Below are 19,928 nucleotides of genomic sequence, written 5' to 3'. Positions count from 1 at the left end.
AATTGAAACGATTGAACGCTTCTTGACGTAAGAAGTGGTTCAACGAGTCTCTCAAATGTTTGCAGCGCGAAGTGAAACATCTTCGGGTTGTGAGGTTAAGTGACTAAGCGTACACGGTGGATGCCTAGGCAGTCAGAGGCGATGAAGGGCGTGCTAATCTGCGAAAAGCGTCGGTAAGGTGATATGAACCGTTATAACCGACGATACCCGAATGGGGAAACCCAGTGTGTTTCGACACACTATCCTGTCATGAATACATAGTGGCAGGAGGCGAACCGGGGGAACTGAAACATCTAAGTACCCCGAGGAAAAGAAATCAACCGAGATTCCCCCAGTAGCGGCGAGCGAACGGGGAAGAGCCCAGAACCTGAATCGGCTTGTGTGTCAGTGGAAGCGTCTGGAAAGTCGCACAGTAAAGGGTGATAGTCCCGTACACGAAGATGCACAGGTCGTGAGTTCGATGAGTAGGGCGGGACACGTGTTATCCTGTCTGAATATGGGGGGACCATCCTCCAAGGCTAAATACTCCTGACTGACCGATAGTGAACCAGTACCGTGAGGGAAAGGCGAAAAGAACCCCGGCGAGGGGAGTGAAATAGAACCTGAAACCGTGTACGTACAAGCAGTGGGAGCACCTTCGTGGTGTGACTGCGTACCTTTTGTATAATGGGTCAGCGACTTATATTTTGTAGCAAGGTTAACCGAATAGGGGAGCCGTAGGGAAACCGAGTCTTAACTGGGCGTCTAGTTGCAAGGTATAGACCCGAAACCCGGTGATCTAGCCATGGGCAGGTTGAAGGTTGGGTAACACTAACTGGAGGACCGAACCGACTAATGTTGAAAAATTAGCGGATGACTTGTGGCTGGGGGTGAAAGGCCAATCAAACCGGGAGATAGCTGGTTCTCCCCGAAAGCTATTTAGGTAGCGCCTCGTGAACTCATCTTCGGGGGTAGAGCACTGTTTCGGCTAGGGGGCCATCCCGGCTTACCAAACCGATGCAAACTCCGAATACCGAAGAATGTTATCACGGGAGACACACGGCGGGTGCTAACGTCCGTCGTGAAGAGGGAAACAACCCAGACCGCCAGCTAAGGTCCCAAAGTCATGGTTAAGTGGGAAACGATGTGGGAAGGCACAGACAGCCAGGATGTTGGCTTAGAAGCAGCCATCATTTAAAGAAAGCGTAATAGCTCACTGGTCGAGTCGGCCTGCGCGGAAGATGTAACGGGGCTAAACCATGCACCGAAGCTGCGGCAGCGACGCTTAGGCGTTGTTGGGTAGGGGAGCGTTCTGTAAGCCGTTGAAGGTGGCCTGCGAGGGTTGCTGGAGGTATCAGAAGTGCGAATGCTGACATAAGTAACGATAAAGCGGGTGAAAAACCCGCTCGCCGGAAGACCAAGGGTTCCTGTCCAACGTTAATCGGGGCAGGGTGAGTCGACCCCTAAGGCGAGGCTGAAAAGCGTAGTCGATGGGAAACAGGTTAATATTCCTGTACTTGGTGTTACTGCGAAGGGGGGACGGAGAAGGCTAGGCTAGCCGAGCGACGGTTGTCTCGGTTTAAGCGTGTAGGGGGGTGTTCCTGGTAAATCCGGAACGCTGTTAACCCTGAGGCGTGATGACGATGCACTACGGTGCAGAAGTAGTTGATGCCAAGCTTCCAGGAAAAGCCTCTAAGCTCCAGGTAACATCAAATCGTACCCCAAACCGACACAGGTGGTCAGGTAGAGAATACCAAGGCGCTTGAGAGAACTCGGGTGAAGGAACTAGGCAAAATGGTGCCGTAACTTCGGGAGAAGGCACGCTGGCGCGTAGGTGAAGTCCCTTGCGGATGGAGCTGAAGCCAGTCGCAGATACCAGCTGGCTGCAACTGTTTAATAAAAACACAGCACTGTGCAAACACGAAAGTGGACGTATACGGTGTGACGCCTGCCCGGTGCCGGAAGGTTAATTGATGGGGTTATCCGTAAGGAGAAGCTCTTGATCGAAGCCCCGGTAAACGGCGGCCGTAACTATAACGGTCCTAAGGTAGCGAAATTCCTTGTCGGGTAAGTTCCGACCTGCACGAATGGCGTAATGATGGCCAGGCTGTCTCCACCCGAGACTCAGTGAAATTGAACTCGCTGTGAAGATGCAGTGTACCCGCGGCAAGACGGAAAGACCCCGTGAACCTTTACTATAGCTTGACACTGAACATTGAGCCTTGATGTGTAGGATAGGTGGGAGGCTTTGAAGTGTGGACGCCAGTCTGCATGGAGCCATCCTTGAAATACCACCCTTTAATGTTTGATGTTCTAACTCGGCCCCGTAATCCGGGGTGAGGACAGTGTCTGGTGGGTAGTTTGACTGGGGCGGTCTCCTCCCAAAGAGTAACGGAGGAGCACGAAGGTTAGCTAATCACGGTCGGACATCGTGAGGTTAGTGCAAAGGCATAAGCTAGCTTGACTGCGAGAGTGACGGCTCGAGCAGGTGCGAAAGCAGGTCTTAGTGATCCGGTGGTTCTGAATGGAAGGGCCATCGCTCAACGGATAAAAGGTACTCCGGGGATAACAGGCTGATACCGCCCAAGAGTTCATATCGACGGCGGTGTTTGGCACCTCGATGTCGGCTCATCACATCCTGGGGCTGAAGTAGGTCCCAAGGGTATGGCTGTTCGCCATTTAAAGTGGTACGCGAGCTGGGTTTAGAACGTCGTGAGACAGTTCGGTCCCTATCTGCCGTGGGCGTTGGAAGATTGAGAGGGGTTGCTCCTAGTACGAGAGGACCGGAGTGAACGCACCACTGGTGTTCGGGTTGTCATGCCAATGGCACTGCCCGGTAGCTAAGTGCGGAAAAGATAAGCGCTGAAAGCATCTAAGCGCGAAACTTGCCTCAAGATGAGTCTTCCCTGGGACTTCGAGTCCCCTGAAGGAACGTTTAAGACTAAGACGTTGATAGGCTGGGTGTGTAAGTGCAGCGATGCATTGAGCTAACCAGTACTAATGAACCGTGAGGCTTAACCTTACAACACCGAAGGTGTTTTAGAGAGATAGATATTTTCAGCCTGTTCTGTGATTGAAGTCCGAAGGATTTCGCGCTGAAGCAAGGCGGCAAGCGATGGCGGAGCAGGAGCATACATGAGTATGTGACTGTGACGACAGAGAGCGGCCAAGGCGGCAGCAGCGTGAAAGACACAGGACGGGTAAAAAAGAATTTGCCTGGCGGTAATAGCGCGGTGGTCCCACCTGACCCCATGCCGAACTCAGAAGTGAAACGCCGTAGCGCCGATGGTAGTGTGGGGTCTCCCCATGCGAGAGTAGGACACTGCCAGGCATCAAATTTGTGTGCTGATATGGCTCAGTTGGTAGAGCGCACCCTTGGTAAGGGTGAGGTCCCCAGTTCGACTCTGGGTATCAGCACCACTTTATTGAAGTGGGTTGAGAAGTTCGGCAGAAAAAGAATTTGCTTGGCGGCAATAGCGCGGTGGTCCCACCTGACCCCATGCCGAACTCAGAAGTGAAACGCCGTAGCGCCGATGGTAGTGTGGGGTCTCCCCATGCGAGAGTAGGACACTGCCAAGCATCAAATAAAGCAGAAAGCCCTGTGCATCAGCACAGGGCTTTTTGTTTTGTCCGCAAGTCAGGCAGGTTTCCGCTCAAATCGCTCTCTCTGCATTTCTAAAAGGGCGATGATTAATTAAAGTTAGCCCATCTGTCGATGTTCACAGGGGTGAACCTATGAAAATACGTCCTCTCTTCGCTATCTGTATGCTCCTCTCCGCCACAGCCTATGTGCCTGGCTGCCGCCGAATCAGGGTTGTTCTGACACGGTATGGAAGACGAGCAGCCGCAAGATCGTGCACAGCTGGCTGAAAATCTGGGTAAGCAATGACGGCCACCGTCAGCTGAAGATCACGGCTCGACAGGCTGAGTATCAGTTTATCGGCGGTGGCAGCGATCAGTACGGTATTTCCGTTTAGCGTACCGGCGAGCCAAATGGATGCCCAGCCGACCTCCCCACCGCCGACGGATGCTCCCTGCAAACTGAAACTGCATCGTTTAGGGGAGTATTTAATTATCACCAATGGCGAAAGCTGCGGCCTGATGAACGCTAACCCGGACGGGGTACTGCGTAAACGCTGAGTATTACCGTAGGAACGCGGACAGAAATGAAACATTTTCACCTTCCGGCTGAATGCTCGACAGCGGGTTTAAAAAACGCTATCGTCGGGCATCTAGAAGTCTAAACGTATAAACGGATGTGTGAGGATTAAGTAATGCCGATTCGTGTTCCTGATGAGCTACCTGCAGTCTGTTTCTTGCGTAATGAGAATGTCTTTGTGATGACATCCTCACGGGCAAAGACGCAGGAAATCAGGCCGTTAAAGGTTCTGATCCTTAACCTGATGCCAAAGAAAATAGAGACGGAAAACCAGTTCCTGCGTTTACTGTCCAACTCACCGCTGCAGATTGATATTCAACTGCTGCGCATCGACAGCCGCGAATCTAAAAATACGCCGGCCGAGCACCTGAATAACTTCTATTGCAACTTTGAAGATATCCAGCACGATAATTACGATGGCCTGATTGTTACCGGCGCGCCGTTGGGGCTGGTCGACTTCAGCGACGTTGCCTATTGGCCGCAGATCGAACGCATTATCGACTGGGCGAAAGAGCACGTGACCTCAACGCTATTTGTCTGTTGGGCGGTACAGGCGGCATTGAATATCCTGTATGGCATCCCGAAGATGACGCTCGACGAGAAGCTGTCAGGGGTATATCAGCACCAGACGCTGCAACAGCATGCATTGCTGACCCGGGGTTTTGATGAAACTTTCCTGGCGCCGCATTCACGCTATGCGGATTTCCCGACGGAGATTATCCGCCAGTACACCGACCTTGATATTCTGGCCGAATCCGAGCAGGCCGGCGCCTACCTGTTTGCCAGCAAGGATAAGCGCCTGGCCTTTGTGACGGGACACCCGGAGTATGATGCGCAGACGTTGGCGGGAGAGTATTGTCGTGATTACGATGCCGGCCTTAACCCTCGCGTACCCCTCAATTACTTCCCCGATGATAACCCTGATTTACCTCCAAAAGCCTCCTGGCGCAGTCACGGACACCTGTTGTTCTCCAATTGGCTGAACTATTACGTCTACCAGATCACGCCGTTTGATCTGCGCCACATGAACCCTACGCTCGAATAGTCATTTTCATTTTTTCCTGGCGGCTGAATCGAGGCCGCCACGCTTCTTTCCCCCTTTTACTTCCTCTTATCCCTGCGCGTAACTCGCGATAACACCTTTATTTACAAACGGTTAAGATCCTTTCTTTTGTTCTTTGGAATCGCTTTCCTTCATATCAATTATCACAATATTGCGTAACTTTTTGATATTTAAAATTTAAATAATTATTAATATTAAAAATGGAAATCGTTTTTGATTTTTGAGATTTGTTGGTTATTCTTAAATCACGTAGGGCGATAACTGACCAACTTACGGTGATTTTGTCCCGCAGAACCCGCGCAATATTGGGTGACCAGAGTGCGCCCGGTTAATAGCCACAGGCAGGCAAGATGGGAAGGAGCATGACGATGACGCAACAGATGGTAGGCACGGAGTTAACGTTTACTCAGGGGTTGAGTGCGAGCGACCGGCAGATACTGAGCGATGAAGCCATTGAGTTTCTGGCCGAACTGGTTGGCAAATTCACGCCGCAGCGTAATAAATTGCTGGCTGCGCGTGCGGACGTACAGGCAGAGATCGATCGCGGCGTGCTGCCTGATTTTATTTCGGAAACGGCTTCCATTCGTGATGGTGACTGGACGATCCGCGGCATTCCGGCGGACCTGCGCGACCGTCGCGTGGAGATCACCGGGCCGGTTGAGCGCAAGATGGTCATCAACGCGCTGAACGCCAATGTGAAAGTGTTTATGGCCGACTTTGAAGATTCACTGGCACCCAGCTGGGACAAAGTGATCGACGGCCAAATCAACCTGCGCGATGCGGTGAACGGCACCATCTCTTATACCAACGAAGCCGGGAAAATTTATCAGCTGAAGCCGGACCCGGCGGTATTGATTGCCCGCGTGCGCGGCCTGCACCTGCCGGAAAAGCATGTGCAATGGCGTGGTGAAGCCATCCCGGGCGGCCTGTTCGACTTTGCGCTCTACTTCTTCCATAACTACCGCCAGCTGTTGGCCAATGGCAGCGGCCCCTATTTCTATCTGCCGAAAACCCAGTCGTGGCAGGAAGCGGCCTGGTGGGGTGAGGTGTTCAGCTTTACGGAAGACCGTTTCGAGCTGCCGCGGGGCACCATCAAGGCGACCTTGCTGATCGAAACGCTGCCGGCGGTGTTCCAGATGGATGAAATCCTGTATCACCTGCGTGACCACATCGTCGGCCTGAACTGCGGCCGCTGGGACTATATTTTCAGCTATATCAAGACGCTGAAAAACCATGCCGATCGCGTATTGCCGGATCGTCAGTCGGTCACCATGGACAAACCTTTCCTGAGTGCTTACTCCCGGCTGCTGATTAAAACCTGTCACCGGCGCGGCGCCTTTGCCATGGGCGGCATGGCGGCGTTTATTCCGAGTAAAGATGCGGAAAAAAATGCCTGGGTGCTGGATAAGGTGCGGGCGGATAAACAGCTGGAGGCGGATAACGGCCATGACGGCACCTGGGTGGCGCATCCGGGGCTGGCCGACACCGTGATGGCGGTGTTTGACCAGGTGCTGGGCCAACGTCACAACCAACTGGAGGTGCTGCGGGAGCAGGATACGCCAATCACCGCCGCGCAGCTGCTGGAGCCGTGTGAGGGAGAGCGTACCGAAGCCGGGATGCGCGCCAACATCCGGGTGGCGGTGCAGTACATCGAAGCGTGGATCTCGGGCAACGGCTGCGTACCGATTTACGGCCTGATGGAAGATGCCGCCACGGCGGAAATCTCGCGCACTTCCATCTGGCAGTGGATCCACCATGAAAAATCCCTCAGCGACGGGCAACTGGTCACCAAGGCGCTGTTCCGTCAAGTGCTGAATGAAGAGATGCAGGTCATCCGTAAGGAAGTGGGAGAGGCGCGCTTTAACGCCGGCCGGTTCGAAGAGGCGGCGCGCCTGATGGAACGTATCACCACGCAGGATGAACTGATCGATTTCCTGACCCTGCCGGGTTATGAGCTCCTGGCCTGAACCATTCCTCACCCTACAACGCAAGGATAACAATTATGACCACCTCTCGTAGCCAACAGATTCAACAACTGGAACAGGAATGGAAGTCCGCACGCTGGGAAGGCATTACCCGCCCGTACAGCGCGGAAGATGTCATCAATCTGCGCGGCTCGGTAAATCCGGTATGCACGCTGGCGCAAAACGGCGCCGCCAAACTGTGGGAGCTGCTGCACGGCGGTGCGCGCAAGGGCTATATCAACTGTCTGGGGGCGCTGACCGGCGGCCAGGCGCTGCAGCAGGCCAAAGCCGGCGTGGAAGCCGTGTATCTGTCCGGCTGGCAGGTGGCGGCGGACGCCAATACCGCCTCCGCCATGTACCCGGACCAGTCGCTGTACCCGGTCGATTCCGTGCCGGCGGTGGTGGAGCGGATTAACAATACCTTCCGCCGCGCCGATCAGATCCAGTGGGCGAATAAAATCGAGCCGGGCAGTCAAGGCTATGTTGACTACTTCCTGCCGATCGTCGCCGATGCGGAAGCGGGCTTCGGCGGGGTGCTGAACGCCTTTGAGCTGATGAAGGCGATGATTGAGGCCGGCGCCGCCGGGGTACACTTTGAAGACCAGCTGGCGGCGGTGAAGAAATGCGGCCATATGGGCGGCAAGGTGCTGGTGCCGACGCAGGAAGCGATTCAGAAACTGGTGGCGGCGCGGCTGGCGGCCGACGTACTCGGCGTGCCGACGCTGCTGATTGCCCGCACCGACGCCGATGCGGCGGATCTGCTGACCTCAGACTGCGATCCTTACGACCGCGAGTTCGTGACCGGTGAACGCACCGTTGAAGGCTTCTTCCGCACGCAGGCGGGGATTGAACAGGCAATCAGCCGCGGGCTGGCCTATGCGCCTTATGCCGACCTGGTGTGGTGTGAAACCTCAACGCCGGATCTGGCGGCCGCCAGACGCTTTGCCGAGGCGATTCACGCCCGCTTCCCCGGCAAGCTGCTGGCCTATAACTGTTCGCCGTCGTTCAACTGGAAAAAGAACCTCGACGATCAAACCATCGCCCGTTTCCAGGAAGAGCTGTCGGCGATGGGCTACAAATACCAGTTTATTACCCTGGCCGGCATCCACAGCATGTGGTTCAACATGTTTGACCTGGCCCATGCGTACGCGCAGGGCGAGGGCATGAAGCACTACGTGGAGAAAGTGCAGCAGCCGGAGTTTGAATCCAGCAGCCGCGGCTATACCTTCGCCTCGCACCAGCAGGAAGTGGGAACCGGCTATTTTGACCGGGTGACCACGGTGATCCAGGGCGGCGTCTCCTCGGTTACCGCGCTGACCGGTTCCACCGAGGAGCAGCAGTTCTAGCCGATTGAAACGTTGTATCGCGTAGGGTCGGGCATCTGCCCGGCCCGACCGCGAGGGTGGGAGGACTCGATGGCAGCAAAAATGGAGTTGTTAATCGCGCAGACTATCCTGCAGGGCTTTGATGCGCAGTACGGGCGTTTTCTGGAGGTGACCGCCGGGGCGCAGCAGCGTTTCGAACGGGCGGACTGGCCTGCGGTGCAGCAGGCGATGAAACAGCGCATCCACCTTTACGATCACCACGTCGGGCTGGTGGTGGAGCAGTTGAAATGCATCACCGGGCAGAAATACTTCGACGCGGATTTCCCCTGCCGGGTCAAGGCGGTGTATACCGACCTGCTGCCGGAGTATCCGCGTTTTGAGATTGCCGAGAGTTTTTTTAACTCGGTCTACTGTCGGCTGTTTAAGCACCGCGATTTAACGCCGGAGAAGCTGTTTGTCTTCAGCTCGCAGCCGGAACGGCGCTTTCGCGATATTCCCCGCCCGCTGGCGCGCGACGTGACGCCGAACGGCGATCTCTGCGCCATGCTGCACTCCCTGCTGACCGATTTGCCGCTGCGCCTGCCTTGGGAAGATCTGGCGCGCGATATCCGCTACGTCACGGCGGCGCTGCAGCAGGCCTTCACGCCGGCGCAGCTGGCCGACGCCACCTTCCAGATCGCCAACGAACTGTTTTATCGCAATAAAGCCGCCTGGCTGGTAGGCAAGCTGCGCACCGCAGACGGCGTGTTTCCTTTTCTGCTGCCGATTCACCACAGCGAATCCGGCGCGCTGTTTATCGATACCTGCCTGACCAGCAAAGAGGAAGCCAGCATCGTCTTTGGCTTCGCCCGCTCCTACTTTATGGTGTATGCGCCGCTGCCGGCGGCGATGGTCGAATGGCTGCGGGAAATCTTGCCGGGCAAAACTACCGCCGAATTGTATATGGCGATCGGCTGCCAGAAGCACGGTAAAACCGAATGTTACCGCGAATACCTGACGTTTATGGCCCGCTCGCAGGAGCAGTTTATTATTGCGCCGGGGGTGAAGGGCATGGTGATGCTGGTATTTACCCTGCCGTCGTTCGATCGGGTCTTCAAGGTTATTAAAGACCGCTTCGCCCCGCAGAAAGAGGTGACGCCGGCGCAGGTGGTGGCCTGTTACCAGCTGGTGAAGGAGCATGACCGGGTGGGGAGAATGGCCGATACTCAGGAGTATGAGAACTTTGTCATCGACAAGGCGCGCATCAGCCCGGAACTGCTGGCGGAGCTGGTGCGGGAGGTGCCGGACAAGCTGGAGGATCTGGGTGACCGCATCATTATCCGCCATCTGTATATGGAACGCCGCATGACGCCGCTGAATCTGTATCTGGAGCAGGCCGACGAACGGCAGACGCATGACGCGATTGAAGAGTACGGCAACGCCATTAAACAGCTGGCGGCGGCGAACATTTTCCCGGGCGATATGCTGTTTAAAAACTTTGGCGTGACGCGCCACGGGCGGGTGGTGTTCTACGATTACGATGAAATTTGCTATATGACCGAGGTGAACTTCCGCGATATTCCGCCGCCGCGCTATCCGGAGGATGAATTGGCCAGCGAGCCGTGGTACAGCATCGCGCCCAACGATGTGTTTCCCGAGGAGTTTCGCCATTTTCTGTGCAGCGATCCGCGTATCCGCCAGGTTTTCGAAGCGCTGCACGGCGATCTGTTTGAAGCGGCGTATTGGCGCGGCCTGCAGCAGCGCATCCGTCAGGGGCATGTGGAGGACGTCTTCGCCTACCGTAAAAGGCGGCGCTTCAGCCAGCGCGGTGCGCCGCAGCTGTCTGCCACGGCGTAAGGGGCGCAGCCTGGCTGCGCCCGGGATGATTACGCGCCGGCGCCGGCCACGGCCGCACGCGCCAGTTCGGTAATGCGGCCGTAGTCGCCGCTTTCCAGCGCGTCCGCCGGCACCAGCCAGGAGCCGCCGATGCACAGCACGCTGCTCAGCGCCAGATAGTCGCGGTAGTTGTTCGGCGAAATGCCGCCGGTCGGGCAGAAACGCACCTGCGGGAACGGGCCGCCGATCGCCTGCAGCGCCTTCACGCCGCCGTTGGCTTCAGCCGGGAAGAATTTAAACTCGCGCAGGCCGTAGTCCATGCCCAGCATCAGTTCCGAGACGCTGCTGATCCCCGGGATCAGCGGGATGCTGCCGGCGGTGGCGGCCTGCAGCAGGGAGTCGGTCAGGCCGGGGCTGATGGCGAACTGCGCGCCGGCGTCGGTGACCGCCTGCAGCTGCTGGGCGTTAATCACGGTGCCCGCGCCGATAATGGCTTCCGGCACCTCATTGGCGATGGCGCGGATGGCCTCCAGCGCGCAGTCGGTGCGCAGCGTTACTTCCAGTACGCGCACGCCGCCGGCAACCAGCGCTTTCGCCAGCGGCACCGCATGCTCCAGTTTATTGATGACGATGACCGGGACGACCGGGCCGGACGTCAGGATCTGCTCAGCGCTTGTTTTCCAGTTATTCATAGACGGTTCCTCTCCAGAATTGACCGCAAACGGCAGACGGCGGCCGTGGTTGACGCCCCCGCCGCCGTCCGCCGCGTGCGGTTAAAATTTAATGCAGCAGGCGCCCTGTTCGGCGCCGGACAGTTGGCTACGCAGCGCGCCGAACAGTTCGCGGCCGCAGCCGATGTGTTCCGCGCTCAGATCCGGGTGATAGGCTTCACGCGCGGCCAGTTCGGCGTCATCGACCAGCAGCGTCAGCTCGCCGCTGCGGCCGTTCACGCGAATCATATCGCCGTTACGCACTTTCGCCAGCTCGCCGCCGGCGTAGGCTTCCGGCGTAACGTGGATGGCGGAAGGCACCTTGCCGGAGGCGCCGGACAGGCGGCCGTCGGTGACCAGCGCCACCTTGAAGCCGCGGTCCATCAGCACACCGAGCGGCGGCATCAGTTTGTGCAGCTCCGGCATGCCGTTGGCCTGCGGCCCCTGGAAACGCACCACCACCACGCAGTCCTTATCCAACTGGCCGGCTTCGAACGCCGGTACGATATCGTGCTGGCTTTCAAACACCACCGCCGGCGCTTCGATAATCTGGTTATCCGCCGGGACGGCGGAGGTTTTCATCACCGCGCGGCCGAGGTTGCCGGACATCACCTTGGTGCCGCCGTGGTGTTCAAACGGCTGGGCGATGCTGGCAATCACGCTGTCGTCGAGCGAGCGCTCTGCGCCGTCGCGCCAGGCCAGCTGGCCGTTGTCCAGCCACGGCTCCTGGGTATAGCGCTCCAGGCCGAAGCCGGCGACGGTATGCACATCCTGATGCAGCAGGCCATGCTGCAGCAGTTCACGCACCACCAGCTGCACGCCGCCGGCGGCCTGGAACTGGTTGATATCCGCCGGGCCGTTCGGGTAAATCCGGCACAGCAGCGGCACCGCTTCCGACAGCTCGGAAAAATCGTCCCAGTTGATGATAATGCCAGCCGCGCGGGCCATCGCTACCATATGCATGGTCAGGTTGGTGGAGCCGCCGGTCGCCAGCAGGGAGACAATGCCGTTAACCACCACTTTTTCATCCACCAGGCGGCCGATAGGCAGATAGTTGCCGGCGGTTTCGGTCAGGCGCGTCACCTGACGCGCCGCCGCGTCGTTCAGCGCGTCGCGCAGCGGGGTGTCCGGATGCACGAAAGAGGCGCCCGGCAGATGCAGGCCCATCACTTCCATGATCATCTGGTTGGTGTTGGCGGTGCCGTAAAAGGTGCAGGTGCCGATGCCGTGGTAAGAGGCGGCCTCGGCTTCCAGCAGCGCCTGGCGGTCGGCCTTGCCTTCGGCATACAGCTGGCGTACGCGCACTTTTTCTTTATTCGGCAGCCCGCTGCTCATCGGCCCGGCCGGGACGAACAGCGCCGGCAGGTGACCGAAGGAGAGGGCCGACATCACCAGCCCCGGCACGATTTTGTCGCAGATGCCGAGGAACAGCGCGCCGTCGAACATATTGTGCGACAGGCCGACCGCGGCGGACATGGCGATCACATCGCGGCTCATCAGCGACAGCTCCATACCGTCCTGGCCCTGGGTCACGCCGTCGCACATCGCCGGTACGCCGCCGGCCACCTGGCCGACCGCGCCCACGGCGTTCAGCGCCTGTTTCAGCCGTTGCGGGTAGTTTTCGTAAGGCTGGTGGGCGGACAGCATATCGTTGTAGGCGGTGATAATGGCGATATCGCTGCGCACCATATTTTTCAGCGCGGTTTTATCATCCGGCTGGCAGGCGGCGAAGCCGTGCGCCAGGTTGCCGCAGGCCAGCTGGGAGCGGTGTACGGTTTTGCAGCGTGCCGCGTCGATGCGCGCCAGATAGGCGGCGCGGCTTGGTTTGGAGCGTTCAATAATGCGTTGCGTTACACGGGATAGGGTTGAGTTAATCATACCTTCCTCACATTTTTCGTTATAGGCCCGCCGGATAGCGGGGCCCTCGCATGCGGCCGGTGGCCCAGAAGTGCAGCATGCCGAGGGCCGTTGCTGGTGTTGTGGTCAGTGTGTCGAATCAGAACAGGGTGAAGGCGATCATGCCGACAATCCCGCCGGTGGTGCCGAGGATGGTTTCCATCACCGTCCAGGTTTTCAGCGTCTGCATTTCGTTGGCGCCGGTGAACTTGCCGAACAGCCAGAAACCGGCGTCGTTAACGTGGCTCAGTACGATCGAGCCGCCGGCGATACAGATGGCCAGCGCCGCCAGCTGGCCGCCGCCGAGTCCCATCTGGCTGGTGATCGGCAGCACCAGGCCGACGGTGGTCAGACAGGCGACCGTGGCCGACCCCTGCAGCACGCGCACCAGCGCGGAAAGGGCGAAGCAGGCGACGGCGATGGGCAGGCCGGCGCCGATCATGGCGTCGCCCAGCGCCGGGCCGACGCCCGAATCCACCAGGATCTGTTTGAACACGCCGCCGGCGCCGGTCATCAGCAAAATAATCCCGGCCGGCTGTACCGCGGCGGAGCAGATGGCCAGCGTCTGTTCGTTGGTCATGCCGCGCGGTTTCGCCAGGCCGTAAATCACGATCAGACAGGCGATCAGAATGGCGGTGAACGGGTGGCCGATAAATTCCAGCCAGTCGTGCAGCGGCGTGCCCGGCGGCACCAAACGGGCGCCGATGGTTTTCATCCCGACCAGCACCAGTGGGCACAGCACCAGCGCCAGACTGAAGCCGAAGGAGGGCATCGTGCCTTTGAGTTTTACCGGCTCGGCTTCATCGGCCGGCATCTGCCAGTTGACAAAGCGGCTGATAAAGCCGCCGTACAGCGGCCCGGCGATCAGCATGCCGAGCACCGCCGCCACCAGGCCGATGGCGATCATCCAGCCGAAGTCGGCCTTCATCTGGGCGGCCAGCAGCATCGGCACCGGCCCCGGCAGCAGGAAGGAGGCGGCGGCGGCCACGCCGGCAAACAGCGGGATGGCCAGCTTGACGATATTGCCGTCGGTGCGGCGCGCCACGGCGAACACAATGCCGATCAGCAGCACGATGGCGACGTCGAAGAACAGCGGCAGCGCGCACACCAGCCCGGCGATGCCGAGCGCATAGTGCGCCTTGCTCTCGCCGAAGCGCTTCAGGAGGTAGGAGGCAATCTGGTCGAGCGCGCCGACCTCATGCAGAATCTTGCCGAACATCGCCCCCAGCGCCACGACGATCGCCAGAAAGCCCAGCGTATCGCCCATGCCTTTTTGCATGGTGTCAGCGATGGTGGTCAGCGGCATGCCGGAGAAAATACCGGCGGCGATGGAAACCAGCATCAGGGCGACGAAGGCGTGCATACGCGCCTTCATCACCAGGAACAGCAGTAACAGAACCGAGCCGACGGCGGTACCCACGAGTGTCAGGGTACTCACGCGCAGGCCTCCTGCGGCATAAAGCTGCGGATATGCTGCAGCGTATCGGCGATCACCGCTTCCAGCGGCTGGTTGATATCCACCGCCATCACGTCGCTCTCGTCCGCGCCCGGCTGCTCCAGCGCGTCAAACTGCGATACCAGCATCTGCGGCTTGAAGAAGTGGCCCTTGCGTGCGGCCATGCGCGCTTCGATCACCGAGAAGTCGCCGTGCAGATAGATAAACGACAGGTTGGCATTGCCGGCGCGCAGGCGGTCGCGGTAGTGCTTTTTCAGCGCCGAGCAGACGATGATGGAGACCTGATTGGTGCGCTGCATGGCGAAGGCGGCGTCGTTGAGCGCGGCCAGCCAGGGGGCGCGGTCGTCGTCGTTCAGCGCCACGCCTTCGGCCATTTTCATGATATTGCTGCGGGGATGCAGGAAGTCCCCGTCGAGGAAACCGGCGGACAATTGGCGGGCTGCCGCGGCGGCAACGGCGGATTTTCCGCTGCCGGAAACGCCCATGATGACGTAAATACGGTTTTGCTGATTGGTCATGGTGTAGCTCCCAAACCTGAAATTGACGTTACCGCCTTGCTGTTACCGGTAACATGTTATCGGTAACATTTTCGAGGCAAGGAGGATAGGAGGCAAACGGCTTTACCTTTGACGATCGTTAACTGTGATCGGCTTCAAGTTTTTACTTAGCAGGGAAACAATTTGTCAGCTTGATTTTACACGTGGTTAACATGTGTACGCCCTTGACGGCGGGGCATCAGCAAAAAGGCGCAGGAAACCCTCTCCTGGCGGAGAGGGTTGGAGGAGCTTAGCGGACGCCGCCGTAGGCCAGGCTGATCTCTTTGGCGGCGTGGATCACCAGCGCGCCCAGTTCGATCACCCGGTCGTCGGTAATGCGCGACACCGGGCCGGAAATGGAAATCGCGGCGAAGGCCTCACGGTGCTCGTCAAAAATACAGGCCGCGACGCAGCGCAGCCCCAGCGCGTGCTCTTCATCATCGAAGGAAAAGCCCTGCTTGCGGATCTGCGCCAGCCCTTCTTTCAGGTTATGCGGCGTCAGGGTGCGCGGCGTATAGGTATGCATCCCTTTCTGATGCAGCAGTTTGGTGACCTGCTCATCGGCCAGCGCGGCCAGAAACGCTTTGCCGGCGCCGGAGGCGTGCATCGGCAGCTTGCCGCCGATCGGCGCCGACATGCGCATCAGCGCGTTGCACTGCACCTGATCGATAATAATCGCCTGATATTCGGCTTTATCCATCACCGCCAGATTAACGGTTTCGCCGGACTCTTCCATCAGCCGGCGCAGCGTCGGGTGCACCATGGCCAACAGATTGCGGCTCTGCAGAAAGCTGCTGCCCACCACAAAGGCGTGGGAGCCGATGGTCCACAGGCCGAGATCGCCGACCTGGCGCACAAAGCCCTGCTGCTGCATGGTGGTCAGTAAACGGTGGGTGGTGGAATTGGGCAGGCCGGCCTGCTGCGCCAGATCGGTCAGCGCCACGTTGCCTTGCGCGTCAGCAATGTATTCCAGCAGTTTCAGCCCGCGGGTCAGAGACTGCACCTGGCCGGTGGCGCTGCCGGCGGCCGGCGCGGCGCTGCGGGGCTTCTTGCCGCGTTTGACGGGAACGGGTGTCGCCATGGTTACGCTTCCTTTTTCCGTATCATGGAATTTATTTTCGTTTTTTAAGTATGAATTGCAAGCGGCGTTTGCGCTCATCGGATGTGTCAACCGAACAACCTGAAAAACTCTCAACCAGCGGTCGACGCGATGCGGCGCGTTACTGTGCTAGGATGAATCGATTTTTGAGCGATTGGGTGATGGCAATATCTGCCCGACACCTGCCGGCAGGCTGTCTCTCGCCACCGGGAAAGGTCGGGGAATTAAGGGGTTACAGTGACGAATCGAGTGGAACAACTGCGCCGGCAGCTAGAGCAGCGTATTTTGGTGTTGGACGGCGGCATGGGCACCATGATCCAGAGTTACAAGCTGGAAGAACAGGATTACCGCGGTGCGCGTTTTGCCGACTGGCAGAGCGACCTGAAAGGCAATAACGATCTGCTGGTGCTGACCCAGCCGGACATCATCAGCGCGATCCATCACGGCTACCTGGAAGCGGGCGCGGATATCCTCGAAACCAACACCTTTAACGCCACCCCCATCGCGATGGCCGATTACCATATGGAAGCGCTGTCGGCCGAGATCAACCGTGAGGCCGCCCGTCTGGCGCGCCGCTGCGCTGACGAATGGACGGCGCGCACGCCGGGCAAACCGCGCTACGTGGCCGGCGTACTTGGCCCGACCAACCGCACCGCCTCGATTTCGCCGGACGTCAACGACCCGGCGTTCCGCAACATCTCCTTCAGCCAGCTGGTGGAGGCGTACCGCGAATCCACCCGCGCGCTGGTGGAAGGGGGCGTCGATCTGATCATGATCGAAACCATCTTCGATACGCTGAACGCCAAAGCCGCCGCGTTTGCGGTGGAAAGCGAGTTTGAGGCGCTGGGCGTTACGCTGCCGATCATGATCTCCGGCACCATTACCGATGCCTCCGGCCGCACCCTGTCCGGCCAGACCACCGAAGCGTTTTACAACTCGCTGCGCCACGTCAAACCGCTGAGCTTCGGCCTGAACTGCGCGCTGGGGCCGGATGAACTGCGTCAGTACGTGGCGGAGCTGTCGCGCATCTGTGAAGGCTACGTCAGCGCGCACCCGAACGCCGGCCTGCCCAACGCCTTCGGCGAATACGATCTCGATGCGCAGGAGATGGCGAGCCAGGTGGGCGAGTGGGCGCGGTCCGGCTTTCTGAATATTATCGGCGGCTGCTGCGGCACCACGCCGGCACATATCGCCGCCATGGCCAAAGCGGTGGAGGGCGTTGCGCCGCGTCCGTTGCCGCAGCTGCCGGTTGCCTGCCGCCTGTCCGGTCTGGAGCCGCTGAACATCGACGCCGATACGCTGTTCGTCAACGTGGGCGAACGCACCAACGTCACCGGTTCGGCCCGCTTCAAACGGCTGATCAAAGAGGACAAATACGCCGAGGCGCTGGAAGTGGCGCTGCAGCAGGTGGAAAGCGGCGCGCAGATTATCGATATCAATATGGATGAGGGGATGCTCGACGCGGAAGCGGCGATGGTGCGTTTCCTGAATCTGATCGCCGGCGAGCCGGATATCGCCCGCGTGCCGATTATGATCGACTCCTCGAAATGGGAGGTGATCGAGAAAGGGCTGCAGTGTATTCAGGGCAAGGGCATCGTTAACTCGATCTCGATGAAAGAGGGCGAAGAGGCCTTTATTCACCACGCCAGGCTGGTGCGCCGCTACGGCGCCGCGGTGGTGGTGATGGCGTTTGACGAAGTCGGCCAGGCGGACACCCGCGAGCGCAAATTTGCCATCTGCCGCCGCGCCTATCAGATCCTGACTGAGAAGGTCGGCTTCCCGCCGGAAGATATTATCTTCGACCCGAATATTTTCGCCGTGGCGACCGGCATCTATGAGCATAACAACTATGCCGTCGACTTTATTGAAGCCTGCGGCGACATCAAAAAGCATCTGCCGCACGCGATGATCTCCGGCGGCGTGTCCAACGTTTCATTTTCCTTCCGCGGCAACGATCCGGTGCGCGAGGCGATCCACGCGGTATTTCTTTACCACGCGATCCGCAACGGCATGGACATGGGCATCGTCAACGCCGGGCAGCTGGCGATCTATGACGATCTCTCCGATGAACTGCGCGAGGCGGTGGAGGATGTGATCCTCAACCGCCGCGACGACGGCACCGAGCGCCTGCTGGCGCTGGCGGAAAAATACCGCGGCAGCAAAGATAAAGACGCCGATATTCAGCAGGCGGAGTGGCGCGGCTGGCCAGTGGTGAAGCGGCTGGAATATGCGCTGGTGAAGGGCATTACCGAATTTATCGAACAGGACACCGAAGAGGCGCGTCAGCAGGCGGAGCGGCCGATCGAAGTGATCGAAGGGCCGCTGATGGCCGGCATGAACGTGGTGGGCGATCTGTTTGGCGAGGGTAAAATGTTCCTGCCGCAGGTGGTGAAGTCGGCGCGCGTAATGAAACAGGCGGTCGCCTATCTTGAGCCTTATATTCAGGCCAGCAAGCAGCAGGGCACCACCGCCGGCAAGGTGCTGCTGGCGACGGTGAAGGGAGACGTGCATGACATCGGCAAAAATATCGTCGGCGTGGTGCTGCAGTGCAACAACTATGAAATTATCGACCTCGGCGTGATGGTGCCGACCGAAAAGATCCTGAAAACCGCGCGTGAAGAGAACGTCGATATTATCGGCCTCTCCGGCCTGATCACGCCGTCGCTGGATGAGATGGTCAACGTGGCGAAAGAGATGGAGCGTCAGGGCTTTACCCTGCCGCTGCTGATCGGCGGCGCCACCACCTCCAAGGCGCACACCGCGGTGAAGATCGAGCAAAACTACAGCGGGCCGACCACCTACGTGCAGAACGCCTCACGCACCGTCGGGGTGGTGGCGGCGCTGCTGTCGGCGACGCAGCGCGACGAGTTCGTCGCCCGCACGCGCAAAGAGTATGAAACCGTGCGCATCCAGCACGCGCGTAAAAAGCCGCGCACGCCGCCGGTCAGCCTGAAGCAAGCGCGCGACAACGCCACCCGGCTGGACTGGGAAAGCTACACGCCGCCGGCGCCGCAGCGTCTCGGCGTCTTTCCGGCGCAGGCGGATATCGCCACCCTGCGGCCGTATATCGACTGGACGCCGTTCTTTATGACCTGGTCGCTGGCGGGCAAATACCCGCGCATTCTGGAAGACGAGGTGGTGGGGGAAGAGGCCAAACGGCTGTTCCATGACGCCAACCAGATGCTCGATAGCCTGGCAGCCTCCGGCCGTCTCAATCCACGCGGCGTCTACGGCCTGTTCCCGGCCAACCGGGTCGGCGACGACATCGAGATTTACCGCGATGAGCAGCGCGACGCGCCGCTGGCGGTGAGCCATCACCTGCGCCAGCAGACCGAAAAAACCGACTTTGCCAACTACTGCCTGGCGGACTTTATCGCGCCGAAAGATAGCGGCAAAGCGGACTACTTCGGCGCGTTCGCCGTCACCGGCGGCCTGGAGGAGGATGAACTGGCGGCGGCCTACGACGCGCAGCATGATGATTACAATAAAATCATGGTGAAGGCGCTGTCGGACCGCCTGGCGGAGGCGTTCGCCGAATACCTGCATGAACAGGTGCGCAAGCTGCACTGGGGCTATGCCGCGGATGAGAACCTGAGCAACGAAGAGCTGATCCGCGAGAACTATCAGGGCATCCGTCCGGCGCCGGGCTATCCGGCCTGTCCGGAGCATACCGAGAAGGCGCAGATCTGGCAGCTGTTGGACGTGGAGCGCCATACCGGCATGAAGCTGACCGAATCGTTCGCCATGTGGCCGGGCGCGTCGGTCTCCGGCTGGTACTTCAGCCATCCGCAGAGCAAGTATTTCGCCGTGGCGCAAATTCAGCGCGATCAGGTGGAAGACTATGCGGCGCGTAAAGGCATGAGCGTCGGTGAAGTAGAGCGCTGGCTGGCGCCGAACCTGGGGTACGACGCCGACTAGAGCTGCCG

The 19,928-nt window shown here is 59.1% G+C and carries 10 protein-coding genes, 1 tRNA gene and 3 rRNA genes; 9 read left to right on the top strand and 5 right to left on the bottom strand.

Features of this window, described 5'->3' with window-relative positions; translation table 11 throughout:
• Positions 1-93: 93 nt before the first annotated feature.
• The 8 genes from D781_RS20360 (at position 94) to aceK (ending at position 10,326) form a co-directional block, all read left to right on the top strand.
• A 23S ribosomal RNA gene (locus D781_RS20360) occupies positions 94-3,001 on the top strand.
• A gap of 193 nt (positions 3,002-3,194) precedes the next feature.
• Positions 3,195-3,310 (top strand): 5S ribosomal RNA (rrf, locus tag D781_RS20355).
• Positions 3,311-3,323: 13 nt separating this feature from the next.
• Positions 3,324-3,399, top strand: a tRNA-Thr gene (locus tag D781_RS20350).
• Between the two features lie 43 nt (positions 3,400-3,442).
• Positions 3,443-3,558, top strand: a 5S ribosomal RNA gene (gene rrf / locus D781_RS20345).
• Positions 3,559-4,253: 695 nt separating this feature from the next.
• On the top strand, positions 4,254-5,183 hold the full coding sequence (gene metA / locus D781_RS20340; protein WP_015962118.1) for a homoserine O-succinyltransferase: 930 nt from the start codon (positions 4,254-4,256) through the stop codon (positions 5,181-5,183).
• 386 nt (positions 5,184-5,569) lie between these two features.
• Positions 5,570-7,168 carry a malate synthase A gene (aceB, locus tag D781_RS20335; protein WP_015962117.1) on the top strand — a complete coding sequence of 533 codons (1,599 nt, stop codon included), beginning with the start codon at positions 5,570-5,572 and terminating at the stop codon, positions 7,166-7,168.
• Positions 7,169-7,203: 35 nt separating this feature from the next.
• Entirely contained in the window at positions 7,204-8,511 is a 1,308-nt protein-coding gene (gene aceA, locus D781_RS20330; protein WP_015962116.1) for an isocitrate lyase, read from the top strand.
• 69 nt (positions 8,512-8,580) lie between these two features.
• Complete coding sequence (gene aceK / locus D781_RS20325; protein WP_015962115.1) at positions 8,581-10,326, top strand: bifunctional isocitrate dehydrogenase kinase/phosphatase; 1,746 nt, start codon at positions 8,581-8,583, stop codon at positions 10,324-10,326.
• A gap of 29 nt (positions 10,327-10,355) precedes the next feature.
• Here aceK and D781_RS20320 read toward each other — a convergent pair whose 3' ends face one another.
• From D781_RS20320 to iclR, 5 genes are all read right to left on the bottom strand, one after another.
• The gene (locus tag D781_RS20320) at positions 10,356-10,997 is read right to left on the bottom strand and encodes a bifunctional 4-hydroxy-2-oxoglutarate aldolase/2-dehydro-3-deoxy-phosphogluconate aldolase (protein WP_015962114.1); all 642 of its coding nucleotides are present in this window, start codon (positions 10,995-10,997) and stop codon (positions 10,356-10,358) included.
• 81 nt (positions 10,998-11,078) lie between these two features.
• The gene (gene edd, locus D781_RS20315) at positions 11,079-12,893 is read right to left on the bottom strand and encodes a phosphogluconate dehydratase (protein WP_015962113.1); all 1,815 of its coding nucleotides are present in this window, start codon (positions 12,891-12,893) and stop codon (positions 11,079-11,081) included.
• A 118-nt stretch (positions 12,894-13,011) separates the two neighbouring features.
• Entirely contained in the window at positions 13,012-14,349 is a 1,338-nt protein-coding gene (gene gntU, locus D781_RS20310) for a gluconate transporter (RefSeq protein WP_015962112.1), read from the bottom strand.
• Positions 14,346-14,885: a gluconokinase gene (gene gntK / locus D781_RS20305; RefSeq protein WP_015962111.1), complete on the bottom strand. Its 540-nt coding sequence runs from the start codon at positions 14,883-14,885 to the stop codon at positions 14,346-14,348. Before gntK ends, gntU begins: the two co-directional genes overlap by 4 nt.
• A 268-nt stretch (positions 14,886-15,153) precedes the next feature.
• Positions 15,154-15,984: a glyoxylate bypass operon transcriptional repressor IclR gene (gene iclR, locus D781_RS20300; RefSeq protein ID WP_015962110.1), complete on the bottom strand. Its 831-nt coding sequence runs from the start codon at positions 15,982-15,984 to the stop codon at positions 15,154-15,156.
• 255 nt (positions 15,985-16,239) lie between these two features.
• Between iclR and metH the strand changes: the two genes are divergently transcribed.
• A complete protein-coding gene (gene metH, locus D781_RS20295) occupies positions 16,240-19,920 on the top strand; it encodes a methionine synthase (protein WP_015962109.1) in 3,681 nt (1,226 codons plus the stop codon).
• The last annotated feature ends 8 nt before the right edge of the window (positions 19,921-19,928 follow it).

The organism is Serratia sp. FGI94 (genome assembly GCF_000330865.1).
Taxonomy (GTDB): Bacteria; Pseudomonadota; Gammaproteobacteria; order Enterobacterales; family Enterobacteriaceae; genus Serratia_B; species Serratia_B rubidaea.
Note: the sequence above shows the minus strand (reverse complement) of the source record. Positions and strands in the feature narration are given on the sequence as shown.